The 12,851-nt window shown below is 41.4% G+C and carries 9 protein-coding genes; 3 read left to right on the top strand and 6 right to left on the bottom strand.

The window, feature by feature from the left end; translation table 11 throughout:
* Window positions 1-3 precede the first annotated feature (3 nt).
* Window positions 4-3,108, top strand: a complete 3,105-nt coding sequence (locus KDJ85_RS17140; RefSeq protein ID WP_225820683.1) for a MexW/MexI family multidrug efflux RND transporter permease subunit — start codon at window positions 4-6, stop codon at window positions 3,106-3,108.
* On the top strand, window positions 3,105-3,278 hold the full coding sequence (locus tag KDJ85_RS17135) for a hypothetical protein (RefSeq protein ID WP_225820682.1): 174 nt from the start codon (window positions 3,105-3,107) through the stop codon (window positions 3,276-3,278). Before KDJ85_RS17140 ends, KDJ85_RS17135 begins: the two co-directional genes overlap by 4 nt.
* Before the next feature lie 55 nt (window positions 3,279-3,333).
* Here the strand turns inward: KDJ85_RS17135 and arnT are convergent, their stop codons facing one another.
* From arnT to KDJ85_RS17105, 6 genes are all read right to left on the bottom strand, one after another.
* Window positions 3,334-4,977: a lipid IV(A) 4-amino-4-deoxy-L-arabinosyltransferase gene (gene arnT / locus KDJ85_RS17130; protein WP_338050607.1), complete on the bottom strand. Its 1,644-nt coding sequence runs from the start codon at window positions 4,975-4,977 to the stop codon at window positions 3,334-3,336.
* Window positions 4,978-5,365: 388 nt separating this feature from the next.
* Entirely contained in the window at window positions 5,366-6,640 is a 1,275-nt protein-coding gene (locus KDJ85_RS17125) for a bifunctional O-acetylhomoserine aminocarboxypropyltransferase/cysteine synthase (RefSeq protein ID WP_225820680.1), read from the bottom strand.
* Window positions 6,641-6,938: 298 nt separating this feature from the next.
* Window positions 6,939-8,198 (bottom strand): SLC5/6 family protein, encoded by a 1,260-nt coding sequence (locus KDJ85_RS17120; RefSeq protein WP_225820679.1) that lies wholly within the window; start codon window positions 8,196-8,198, stop codon window positions 6,939-6,941.
* 277 nt (window positions 8,199-8,475) lie between these two features.
* Window positions 8,476-9,834 (bottom strand): anaerobic C4-dicarboxylate transporter DcuC, encoded by a 1,359-nt coding sequence (dcuC, locus tag KDJ85_RS17115; protein WP_225820678.1) that lies wholly within the window; start codon window positions 9,832-9,834, stop codon window positions 8,476-8,478.
* Between the two features lie 288 nt (window positions 9,835-10,122).
* Window positions 10,123-10,581 carry a regulatory protein RecX gene (locus tag KDJ85_RS17110; RefSeq protein ID WP_225820677.1) on the bottom strand — a complete coding sequence of 153 codons (459 nt, stop codon included), beginning with the start codon at window positions 10,579-10,581 and terminating at the stop codon, window positions 10,123-10,125.
* Between the two features lie 63 nt (window positions 10,582-10,644).
* The gene (locus KDJ85_RS17105; protein ID WP_225820676.1) at window positions 10,645-12,102 is read right to left on the bottom strand and encodes a DUF4026 domain-containing protein; all 1,458 of its coding nucleotides are present in this window, start codon (window positions 12,100-12,102) and stop codon (window positions 10,645-10,647) included.
* Window positions 12,103-12,355: 253 nt separating this feature from the next.
* On the opposite strand from KDJ85_RS17105, the gene KDJ85_RS17100 reads away from it, so the two are divergent.
* On the top strand, window positions 12,356-12,538 hold the full coding sequence (locus KDJ85_RS17100; RefSeq protein ID WP_206086260.1) for a hypothetical protein: 183 nt from the start codon (window positions 12,356-12,358) through the stop codon (window positions 12,536-12,538).
* Window positions 12,539-12,851: the final 313 nt, after the last annotated feature.

Raw genomic sequence — 12,851 nt, 5'->3', positions numbered from 1 at the left:
GCGATGAAATTTACTGATATTTTTGTACGCCGCCCCGTTTTAGCTTTAGTGGTCAGCGCGTTAATCGTGTTGATTGGCTTATTTGCTCTAAGCAAATTACCCATTCGCCAATACCCACAGCTAGAAAGTGCCACGGTAACGATTACGACACAATATCCTGGTGCATCAGCAAAACTGATGCAGGGGTTTGTCACTCAGCCTATCGCCCAAGCCGTTTCTTCAGTTGAAGGCGTCGATTATTTATCCTCATCTTCTGTACAGGGTAGCAGCCTTGTCACCGTGCGTATGGAATTAAACCGCGACTCAACTCAAGCCCTTGCGCAAGTGATGGCGAAAGTTAACCAAGTGCGCTACAAGTTACCGAAAGAAGCTTATGACCCAGTCATCGAGTTATCTTCTGGAGAATCAACCGCGGTTGCCTATATTGGGTTCTCAAGTACCGAGTTGTCCATTCCTGCGCTAACCGACTATATTTCTCGTGTGGTCGAACCGATGTATTCTTCTATTGAAGGCGTCGCGAAAGTACAGGTATTTGGTGGGCAACAACTTGCCATGCGCTTATGGCTTGATGCCGATAAACTGGCTGGCCGTGGGCTTTCCGCTGCTGATGTTGCGCAAGCTGTTCGCCAAAATAACTACCAAGCTGCACCAGGTAAAGTCAAAGGCGAGTATGTCATTTCTAATGTCTATGTGAATACCGACTTAACCAATGTGGATGAATTCCGTGACTTAGTGATCCGCAATGATGGTAATGGATTAGTTCGCTTAAAAGATGTTGGAACCATTGAACTCGGAGCCGCTTCAACAGAAACGAGTGGCTTAATGAATGGTGAACCCGCAATCTACCTTGGTTTGTTTGCAACACCAACAGGCAACCCACTTGTCATCGTTGATGGCATGAATAAATTAATGCCAGATATTGATAAAACTTTGCCACCAGGAGTGAAAGTGGAAATGGCCTTTGAAACTTCACGGTTTATTAAGGCCTCTATCGACCAAGTTATCAATACGTTAGTCGAAGCTTTGCTGATCGTTATTGCCGTAATTTACCTATGTTTAGGTTCAATTCGCAGCGTAATTATTCCTATCTTAGCTATTCCTTTATCCATGTTGGGTGCTGCCGCTCTCATGATGGCTTTTGGCTTTAGTATCAACTTATTAACCTTACTAGCCATGGTCTTAGCGATTGGGTTGGTGGTCGATGATGCCATCGTGGTAGTAGAAAACGTCCATCGCCATATTGAAGAAGGGAAATCCCCTGTATTAGCCGCCTTAATTGGTGCTCGAGAAGTCGCAGGCCCAGTTATCGCCATGACAATTACCTTAGCCGCCGTTTATGCGCCTATTGGTTTGATGTCTGGCCTAACAGGTGCGTTATTTAAAGAATTCGCCCTAACGCTTGCAGGTGCGGTGATTGTTTCTGGTATCGTGGCATTGACCCTTTCCCCTGTCATGAGCTCCTTTATGTTGAACTCAAAACAAAATGAAGGCCGCATGGCGCGGATGGCGGAAACGTTCTTCAGCACACTGGCTCACTATTACACCATTTTATTGAACTTTTCATTAAAAAACCGCTGGATAACAGGTGTGATTGCTGTAGCGGTGTTCATCAGTTTACCGATACTTTACCAATCCGCCCCGCGCGAATTAGCCCCTGTTGAAGACCAATCGAGCGTATTAACCGCGATTAAGTCCCCACAACATGCCAACCTTGAGTATGTCGAACGGTTTTCTCGTAAATTACATGATGTTTTTATGGAACTCCCTGAAACAGAAAGCACATGGATTATTAACGGGACTGATGGCCCATCCGCAAGCTTTGGTGGAACTAATTTATCCTCTTGGGAGCAACGAGATAGACCTGCCTCTGCTATTCAAGCGGATTTACAAGGACGCGTTGGCGATGTAGAAGGAAACAGTATTTTTGTTTTCCAATTACCAGCCTTACCTGGTTCAACAGGCGGATTGCCGATTCAAATGGTGTTAAGAAGCCCGCAAGATTATTCAGTGCTGTATAAAACCATGGAAGAAATCAAGCAGCAAGCACGGGAGAGCGGCTTATTTATGGTCGTAGACAGTGACCTCGACTATAACAACCCTGTGGTAGAGGTACGCATTAACCGCTCTAAAGCCAACAGTTTAGGCATTCGCATGCAAGATATTGGTGAATCCCTGACTTTATTAGTCGGCGAAAACTATATTAACCGTTTTGGGATGGATGGCCGTTCTTACGATGTGATCCCACAAAGTATGCGCAACCAACGCCTGACGCCAGAAGCGCTTTCACGCCACTATGTCAAAGCAGAAACTGGCTCAATGATACCTTTATCTACGGTAGTGGATATTCATACGCAAGTTGAACCGAACAAACTTACGCAATTTAACCAACAAAATGCGGCAATATTCCAAGCCATTCCTGCTCCTGGTGTTACTTTAGGACAGGCAGTTGCTTACCTTGATGAAATTGCCAATGAACTTCCAGCTGGCTTTAGCCATGACTGGCAATCCGATTCGCGCCAATATAAACAAGAAGGTAACACCCTCGCCTTCGCCTTTATGGCGGCGCTTATCATTATTTATTTAGTCCTCGCAGCACAATATGAAAGCTTGGTCGACCCGCTGATCATTCTTATCACCGTACCATTATCGATTTGTGGTGCACTAATCCCACTTGCCTTGGGCTATGCCACACTGAATATTTATACCCAAATCGGCCTTGTGACCTTGATTGGTTTAATCAGTAAGCATGGAATATTGATGGTGGAGTTTGCCAATGAATTACAGGCTAATGAAGGATTAGACCGCCGTCATGCCATTTTAAAAGCCGCGCAAATTCGTTTACGCCCAATTTTAATGACAACAGCGGCCATGGTGATTGGCTTGGTGCCGTTGTTATTCGCCACGGGTGCGGGTGCTAACAGCCGCTTTGGCCTCGGGTTAGTCATTGTTACAGGGATGTTAGTTGGGACGCTATTTACGTTATTTGTTCTACCAACTATTTATTCAGTATTGGCACGCAATCACAGTGCTACCGCATTGACACCTAGGCGTTATGAGCTTGCTGAAGCCAATCGCCTGATCAAAGAAACTCAGGAGACTTCGCAATGAGAAATACAGCAAGTAACAAGCAAAACCACCGCCAAACGCCCCATACTGTAGAGATGAATACGATGAGTAACAGTATGGCAATGCTGTTAATTTACCACGGGTTAGCGAGTAACACAGGCAAATCCAGCATTGCAGATAATGAAATAATGACGACTAAACCAACCCGTTAATTAGCCTTTTCAAACCAAACCGCATAACTCATTATGATTATGCGGTTTTTTGTCATTATCCTTCGTAAAAGGCGAATATCAAATTGCCCTCTCGAATAATTATTGGATTGCCAGGAAGCGCATCAATCAATTCATGTTGTGAGCCTTCCACAACGACAGCCACATTTTTGTATTGATGACTTTCTAATAATGCAGGTAATTGACTTAAGCGATAAAAACGGTTTGCAGCATCAGGATATTGCAGCCCGTAGCCTAATTCCCCCGTTTGATGCAACATCGTAATATCACTGCGTTTTAACACCCAAGCTAGTGCCGTGCCTAAACCCACATTGTTGGTCAATAATACCGATTTATTTTCCAGTTGATGGGAATACTTGGCGACTAACTTCTGAGGTGTATTATTACTTGCCACATAATTTGGGATCACATGGCCCACACTTAAGCTAATCGCTACCGTACATACAGCGGCTAAATACCAAAACCGCGGCTTCATTGAAATGAAAGCAACCACTAGCCAAAAAATAAAGGCCCCTGCCGCCAACCCTAATTTATGGCTTTCATCTGCCTGGTAAATATTAATTTTAGGTATATATGGTGATGCAATGATTACGCCCGCAGCCAGCCCGCCAATCACCATATTAATCACCGCGTTTGCACGGATGGCGAGTGTTTTTTTCTCTATTAGCATTTTTTCAATATACGCCGCCATTAAGATCGCAACAGGTGCAATACACGGCAAAATATACGTAAGTAGCTTACCTTTAGTGATGCTAAAAAAAACAAACGGCGCAAGGAACCATAATAAGAAATAAAAATGCATCCCTTTTTGCTGCCATGCTTGGCGCAAAGCACCAAATAAGTAACCTAACCACGGCAAAACTGCCGCCATCATGATAGGAATATAAAACCAAAATGGCGATTTGTTTTGAGCGTTATCTGCCATAAACCGCTGAATATGTTCGACCCAGAAGAAATAACGCCAGAAATCAGGTTCACGGCTGGCAATCACAAACGCCCATGGCAAGCAAACCACAAAAGCCGTGAAAATCGACACAAATGAAAAAACAAAAACATCTTTAAATTTTTTAAAATAAATCCCAGCAACCGAACACACTAACACTGGCAAAACTAAAACTAAGAACCCTTTCGTTAATACCCCTAAACCACAGGCCACCCCCAGTAAAATATAGGCCAAGAGCTGGTGGGCAAATCGTTTAGTGGTCAACCCCCATTGGAAAAAGAAAATCACCATCGTGATAAATGCAGTAACGATAGGGTCAAGAATGTTATAAGTGCCAATGGTAAACACCATCAACATAGAAAGGTAAATAAACGAGGCATTAAACGCGATACGTGGGTTTTTCCACGCCATTTTAGCGCTAAGGTAAACAAATAACCCACTGATTAGTGTACTAAATACAACACCAAGGCGAACAGAAACGTTATTCTCGCCAAATAACATTTGAAAAATAGCACCAACCCAATAACCAAAAATGGGTTTTTCGAAATAACGAACATCCAGCAGTTCCGGCACACTCCAATTATAACTGATGATTAATTCACGACTAATTTCAGCATAACGAAGTTCATCAGGTTGCCATAACAGCCGCCCGTTTAACGGTAAAAAATAGGTTGCAACAATAAATACAAATAGTAGGCACCACTTAAGGCAGGCAATTTTATTATTTGCCATAATCATCTCATCTCAACCATTCTTGTTATTAATATTTAATATTTTTAAGCTGTTAGCGTGAAGGTAACGCTTGCCATTTCCTATTAGGTTATTATCATTGCGACAATTAAACCCTGTATAAACAAATCAATGATTACCCTGCTTTCACATTACGATTTATAAACAATCAATAAATGAATACCATATTTTATTCATCATAAAAAAGAGATAAGAATCGAGTATTAAGACTCGTTATATAAAAAATAGTTCATTTCGAATAGTATTCTATTAATATTAAAAATTAATTAATTCTTAATGTTTAAAATTAAAATAAAATCCTTTTTATTTATGCTAAAACCAAAAAAATCAGCCATGGTATTACCCATGACTGATTTTTCTTGATAACAGCTAACAACTATTTTGCAGCGACTAAGGCTTGCTCAAGGTCTGCAAGAATATCGTCAATATGTTCAATCCCGATAGATAAACGGATCATATCTCGTGAAACACCTGCTTGGGCGAGTTCAGCATCATTTAACTGACGATGAGTCGTGGATGCAGGGTGACACGCCAGTGACTTGGCATCACCAATATTCACCAGACGAACAATCAGTTGCAGTGCATCAATAAAACGAGCCCCTGCTTCTTGTCCGCCTTTAATACCGAACGACATAATGCTCGCAGGCTTACCGTTCATGTATTTCTGCGCTAACGCGTGCTCTGGATTACTTGGTAACCCCGCATATTTAACCCATTCTACTTGAGGGTGTTTTTCAAGGAAATTAGCCACTTTTAGCGCATTTTCTGTGTGTCTATCCATTCTTAATGCCAAGGTTTCTAAACCTTGTAAAATCAAGAATGAATTAAATGGGGATAATGCAGCCCCCGTTCCACGTAAAGGGGCGACACGGCAACGAGCAATAAAGGCTGCTGCACCAAAGTGTTCGGTATAACTGACTCCGTGATAAGCCACATCGGGCTCAATCAGTAGTGAAAAACGATTTGGATATTGTGTCCATGGGAATTTCCCTGAGTCAACAACCATACCTCCCAGTGATGTACCATGACCGCCAATATACTTAGTCAATGAGTGAACAACAATATCCGCGCCGTGTTCAAAAGGTCGGCATAAATAAGGCGTTGCGACCGTATTATCTACAATGAGTGGTACGCCATGACGATGTGCAACTTCCGCCAGCGCAGCAATATCGACAATAAACCCTGCGGGGTTCGAAATAGACTCACAAAAAACCGCACGGGTTTTTTCATCAATCAACGCTTCTAATGCGGCTAAATCATCGTGTTCTGCGAAACGAGTTTCAATCCCTAAACGAGGCAAAGCATGAGCCAATAAGTTATAAGTTCCGCCATACAGCTTTGCAACGGAAACAATGTTATCCCCAGCTTGAGCAATCGTTTGAATCGCGTAGGTAATCGCCGCCATCCCAGAGGCAACCGCCAGCCCAGCGACACCGCCTTCCAGTGCAGCAATACGTTTTTCCAGCACATCATTGGTTGGGTTCATAATTCGCGTGTAAATATTACCCGCAACTTTTAAATCGAACAGATCCGCACCATGTTGCGTATCATCAAAAGCATAAGAGGTGGTTTGGTAAATCGGAACGGCGACAGACTTCGTTGTCGGGTCTGGAGAGTAGCCGGCGTGAATCGATAATGTTTCTAATTTCATTTGTTATCCTTGTTATGATGCACTGGAAAAACACTGCCAGATTAGGTATCGAGTAAGAGGTTCGATGCTGTGTTAACACTAGATATTACCTAAGACTCTTTGGTAGACAACTATCTGAACTTGAAATTATTTCATATGAGTTAGTTCATTTAGTTATAACTGTGCGTGATTTTCATCTCCTTCAGCTTAACCATCAGGTTATATCGATGTCGATGCTTATAACCTATTGCATCTTGATATAAAAAAAGCCACGTCCCGTAAGGCAGTGGCTTTCTCTGTACGTTATTCTCTCAGATATTTACTGGAACGCGCCGTAAATAACCGATGTAATCGAAGCTAATCCGCAGATAAAGGTAAAAATTTGTGCCAGTTTTGATGTGCTAAATTTCTTCATTGCAGGAATAATATTCATCGACACGACAGGCAAAATAAACAGGATAGCGGCAATCATTGGTGCCCCCATCGTTTCAATCATGCCTAAGATGCTTGGGTTACGAATGGTGACAATCCATGTCGTAATCACGATAAACAGCATCGATGCCATTTCAATTTTCTTTAGTGAGAAAGAAGAACGTGATTTGATTAAACCCACTAAGCCTTCATGAGCCCCTAAAAAGTGCCCAAAATAACTTGATACGATTGCGGCGAAGGCAACAATTGGGCCTAAATAAGACAGGATCGGGGATGGATTAATATTCGCAATATGCGATAACACACTGATATTTTGTTCTTTGGCGATAGCCAGTTCTGCTGGGCTCAACGATAACACCACAGAGAAAACGAAGAACATCACAAAACCTGTGAGCATCAGAGCTGCGCCGCCAGTGATCATGTCAGTTTTGATAATTGCCTTATCACCAAATTGTTGGCGTTGGTCTTTGGTGAATTGGCTAATGATAGGGCTGTGGTTAAATGAGAATACGATCAATGGGATAGCCATCCATACCACCACTGGCATTGAACCCCAGTCTGGGGCGACTTCTAACATTGACATATTCCATTCAGGAATTAAATACAAAGATAGTGCTAATAAAATAAATACCAGCGGGTAGACCATAAGCGAGGTCAGCTTTAACATTAAATCACGACCAAAAACCACGCCTGCTGTCATTGCTGCAATCAAAACACCCGATAATAACCAACGTGGAAGCGGGTCCATACCGATTTGATTCACGAGGAAAGAATCAACCGTATTTGTTATCCCAACACCATAAATTAATACGATTGGGTAAATCGCAAAGAAATAGGCAAAAGTAATAATATTTGCGCCTGTTTTACCGAAATGCTCTTCAACGGTATCGGTAATATCCGCGTTTGGATTTTTAGACGATAAAACAAAACGTGCAAGCCCTTTATGCGCTAACCAAATCATTGGCGTTGCAATCAATGCCAACACGACTAATGGCCAAAAACCCCCCGCTCCCGCTTTGATAGGTAAAAATAAAACGCCTGCTCCAACTGCGGTACCAAATAAAGAAAGTACCCACGTAAAATCCTTATACGTCCATTTACTTACTGGCTTATCCGTCGCAACCACTGCTTTTTCAATTGTGCTCATAGTGTGTTTTTCATCATTAACGTTATTAAAAATAGATGAGCCGATTTTGCATTAAATGCGTACCAGTACCTAATTTAATCGCGTTATTTCGCTCAACTTTTTGGCGTAGATCTCGTTAATAACGTAAAATAAAAAAATGAGATGTCATTGTTCTGCTAAAAAATATTTTCCTACGTTATTAAAATGGTATTTTTTATATATAAAGCATTTAATTTCATACATACAAAAAAATGGCTGGGTAAAATTAACCCAGCCATTTATGACACTCATTAAAAATTTACAGATGAATAGGCACTAAAATTTCAGTCGCAATAACCACAACAACCAAGCCCACTAAGACTGGAACTGAAGTTCTTTTTACTACTTCAAACGGTGAGATTTTCGCCATACCAGAAACTGCAACCACAACCCCTGAAACTGGGGATAAAGTACGTCCCAAGTTAGATGCTTGTAGCATTGGAATAACCAAGTAAGCGGGGTTAACCCCCATTTGTTTTGCTAAGTGTGGGATTAATTCCACAAAAGCATAGAATGGTGCATTACCTGAACCCGTAGTCATCGCAGCTAACATGGTGATGATCACTAATGCAATCATCATCACAATAGCACCTGACCCAAAAGATTGTGCAAGGTTAATCAGCCCTGAAATAAAGCCAATTGTGCTTAAACCTTGCGCAAATACCCCAGCAGCTACTAACAGCATGACCACCGTTGCGAATGCTTCTGCCATACCTTTATAGCAAACTTCCAAACCGCCATAGACGTGTTTAGCGCTGAAACTGCGTAAAAATTCAATAATTGCAGCTAAAATAATACAGCCAACAATAATCGTAACAATGTGCAATTCAGGTGCCCATTTACCGTCAAACACGAGCACACCAATAATAGGTGTGAATGGTAAGATGGCATAGAAAGAAGGTGCATGGGTTTTGATTTCATTCACATCTAACATTTCTGTTTTAACGTGCTCTTTCCTATCGAGATAGCGTTGCCAGAAGAAATGCGCAATCGACATCGCAACAATCGCAGCGATGGAAATTGGTAATGTGGTTTTAAAGGCAAAATCAATTAATGGCATTTCTGCAGCTTGTGCCGCCAAGATCACGTCACCCGATGTTGGCGCCAAGATAATCGCAGCGGGTGAAGCACAAATTGCAGCGGCAGCACCGCGGCTAATCCCAACGTTTACCATCACGGGGAACAAGGTTGCCATTAATAGCACCCCTAAGCCAGTTGCTGATGAAACCGCCAGTGACATCAAGCATGCTACAATATAAGCCGCTACCATTAATAAATACGGTGAGTTGATCATTTTCAGTGGTTTCGAGGCGATTTTCACCACGACATCGTTGGCACCAATATGAGTCATATACGATGCAAACCCACATAGCACCATGATCATCATACCAAGGTCACCACCTCGGCTCATTAAGAGGAATTTAATGTATTCCAGAATGTCTGTTACACGCCACCCCGTCGTTGGAACAGAACCTGGTAAAATACTTTTTCCCATAATAGCGGTAATAATTAGCAGTAAAATACCGCCTGTCATTAACACGCCCGTTGCCGAATACCCTTTGATGATATAACGCCCAACTCCAATGGCGACAATGACGCCGATTAAGAGCTCAATCATTTGTTTCTCCTGCCTGTCTTATTTTGTAATTATAAAAAATCACTCTGCCTAATAGTTAAGCAAAATTCACTGACGATGATCATGTCAGCAGGTGTTTTTTAATATAGAAATGAGTAAAAATACAAGAGAAATAAATAATAAATCTTTTTACTAACTTACTTTGCAGATAATCTTATCGATTATTATTTAAACACTGGAGGATAAGGCTTTTATTCATAAGGAAATAGTGAGCATGATAGGCCGACTTAGCAATATTTCTGTTTATCATCGCTAATTAAATACGTAAATTTACCCATTAAAGAGTTCGTAAATCATATCGCCAAAAAAACCACGATATTGTAGATAACGGATTTGCTTACTTTTCTCTTTAAAATCATCGGGCAACACATCACCAAATTTTTTGTTGCGCACTTCAGCCGCTTTTTCAAACCAATCTACCTCAATATTGGCAAGATGTTGGTCAACAAGCGTTTGAGGAAATCCCTTTTGGCGCATTTCTTGTTTGATACGTAGCGGCCCGTAACCTTTGCGTACATAGCCTTGCAGTAATAGAGCAACCACTCGGTTATCATCGAGAAAATGTTGATCACTTAGTCTCTCCAATACTCTTTCAATCAAGGTTTCATCAATGATGCCGTCATTTTTTTCGTACATACGCCGTTTCATCCGAGCAAATAACTCAGCTTTTCCATAGTCACGGCGTGAAAGCATAAACAGGGCGTATTGGTAGAGGTCAGATTCATTCATCACATTAAGCTTTTAACAGTAAATTGGGCGCATTACGCGCCCAGTCTACCATGCCAAAAGCGACTAATGAACTTGTGCGCCGCTAAGCAACTTGTATATTGTGTCAGGGGTGTAGCTGCCGTCTTGGAAATAAATTGTCCAATCCGTAATGTCATCACGGGTTAATGGATAAACCTCCCCTTCTTGCATTGTTTGCACATAGAAAGGATGGTTAATTAAGCGCCCTTCAAATTGGTCTCCATTCCATGATACAGGCTCGAACCACATGTGTTCATGGCCATCAAAGTCCTCTTCCGCATCATGATAACCAATGCCGCACTTCACCAAGAAACGCCATTCAGACCCTTGCTCTTCATCATTTTTACCAAGGAACTTAGCAAAGAAACCTTTTTTCTGCACCACGGGTTTCGGGCCATAGTTATCCAACATATGGGTGAAATATTCCCAACGCAGCTTCGCTTTACGGGACATATCCGCCGTTTCTTCATCTGTGCGCATAAACATCATCGCATTTTGCTCTTCAAACCCTTCAAAGAAGCTTTCCAGTGTTGGATTTTCTTGCGTTACGCGAAATAACATGGCGGACGGGTGCTGGTGAGACTCGTCTCTATCATGCCAATCCCCCATAAAGCGTTCAGATGTTTCATCACCAAATTCGAAATTCATCTCTTCCAGTGGTTTTAAATCATCCACTGGTGTTGATTTACCCACGTGCAGCAATCCTTCTTCAAAAGGTAATGCCACCAAGTATTCATAACCTGATTGTGTTTGCCCAATAAAAATCGGCTCATTAAAGACAATTTTACCGTGGGTGATGCTGTTATTCACGAAACTCCAAAACAATTCAGGAATACCATAATAAGAAGAAATCGGATGCGGGATAATAATTTCAGCTTCAGATAACCCACAACGCGCTAGACCATGGGTATGGAACCAGTACATAGTCGGTGCGCGTTCCTCTTCAGGTTTATCTTCGTTATCGTCTTGGTCATAAATCGCATGAACAACATATAAAGAATCAATACTTGGCATTAAATCATCAATTAATTGGAAGTTTAACCATTCACGGGTAAAGACTTTCCCTGCCGCTGAAATATCCAGCCCTAATAATAAATCGGGCACTAAAATTTGGATGATTTTTAATTGCTGCAAGTAATTAACCAGCGGTTGATCTTGGAAGACGCACTCAACAATAACCGCTTGTGCCGCAGCACTCGCTTCAGCATAGAGCTCAGGGGTAATGGGGTCAGTCGCAAAATAAGGATTAATTGTATAATCTGGGTCGCTATCCACTAACGCCACATAAAAACGCAGCTCTTCTTCCCCTTTTTTACAATTAAAGAAAAAACCGTCTTCATCTGGAATATAATCAATTTCACCTTCAGTGAAATAGGTTTGTTCTTCTAAACGCTGTTCAAGTAATGCAGAGGTCAATTCAGATGCAGGAATAGCAACCATCATGGAGGCTTCTTTTTCACCTTCACCTGCAGCTGTATCAAGGTAGTATTGTTTATTGTTCATTATTCAGACCCGTTAATAAGTGACTGAGGCGAGGATATCAGCTTATATTCATTAAGAATATTGTGAATATTCTTAACCAATTCAGATTGTGATTTGATCCCTCACATTTCATCTAAGTAGATAAATTATCATTATTCGACAATGATTTATTCTACTTTTCATACGCTATTGGCTGAGGCACAATAGTGCTCTTTCTTTTATTTCCCTTAAAATAACGGGTAAATAACTCCATTCCAATATAGGCGATGAAAATATGGCTGACTTAACAAAAGAACAAAAAGAATATGTTGATGACCTCGCGATGCAGCGTGTTTTCGATATGAATAATGACGATGTATTTGTAAATGCGTTAGAGCAAAAAATCCATCAGATGGAAGATCACCTAAAAGCCTATTTCCATGAGCGTGTCCGTTTTCACCAACAAAATAAGCCATAAATCCATTTTTTATTTAAGCCGATATGGTTCATATCGGCCGAGGTTGTTGACAAAGCAGGATAAAAGCGTGGTTTTTCCTGCTTTGTGTTATCAGCCGAAAACCAATAAATTGATTTTCCTTGTTTATTTTCAAAACCAATCCAACCTGCCGTCAAACCTAGTCGGTTTGTCTGCAGTCTGAGCCGATATGGTTCATATCGGCCTTATTTTTACGACAGAATAACCATCTTAAATATTCCTTCAACAAACTTGGGTTAACTTAGTTTCGTGGTTTAAAAAGCATTAAGCGCCACCCGAATAATCAACATCAGTG

Source organism: Providencia vermicola, from assembly GCF_020381325.1.
GTDB classification, from domain to species: domain Bacteria; phylum Pseudomonadota; class Gammaproteobacteria; order Enterobacterales; family Enterobacteriaceae; genus Providencia; species Providencia vermicola.
Note: the sequence above shows the minus strand (reverse complement) of the source record. Positions and strands in the feature narration are given on the sequence as shown.

What these genes read in the sequence shown, in the direction of transcription:
- KDJ85_RS17110 (WP_225820677.1), bottom strand. Translation starts at nt 10,581, where the DNA reads ATGAATGAATCTGACCTCTACCAATACGCCCTGTTTATGCTTTCACGC.
- KDJ85_RS17140 (WP_225820683.1), top strand. Translation starts at nt 4, where the DNA reads ATGAAATTTACTGATATTTTTGTACGCCGCCCCGTTTTAGCTTTAGTG.
- arnT (WP_338050607.1), bottom strand. Translation starts at nt 4,977, where the DNA reads ATGATTATGGCAAATAATAAAATTGCCTGCCTTAAGTGGTGCCTACTA.
- KDJ85_RS17105 (WP_225820676.1), bottom strand. Translation starts at nt 12,102, where the DNA reads ATGAACAATAAACAATACTACCTTGATACAGCTGCAGGTGAAGGTGAA.
- KDJ85_RS17125 (WP_225820680.1), bottom strand. Translation starts at nt 6,640, where the DNA reads ATGAAATTAGAAACATTATCGATTCACGCCGGCTACTCTCCAGACCCG.
- KDJ85_RS17135 (WP_225820682.1), top strand. Translation starts at nt 3,105, where the DNA reads ATGAGAAATACAGCAAGTAACAAGCAAAACCACCGCCAAACGCCCCAT.
- dcuC (WP_225820678.1), bottom strand. Translation starts at nt 9,834, where the DNA reads ATGATTGAGCTCTTAATCGGCGTCATTGTCGCCATTGGAGTTGGGCGT.
- KDJ85_RS17120 (WP_225820679.1), bottom strand. Translation starts at nt 8,198, where the DNA reads ATGAGCACAATTGAAAAAGCAGTGGTTGCGACGGATAAGCCAGTAAGT.
- KDJ85_RS17100 (WP_206086260.1), top strand. Translation starts at nt 12,356, where the DNA reads ATGGCTGACTTAACAAAAGAACAAAAAGAATATGTTGATGACCTCGCG.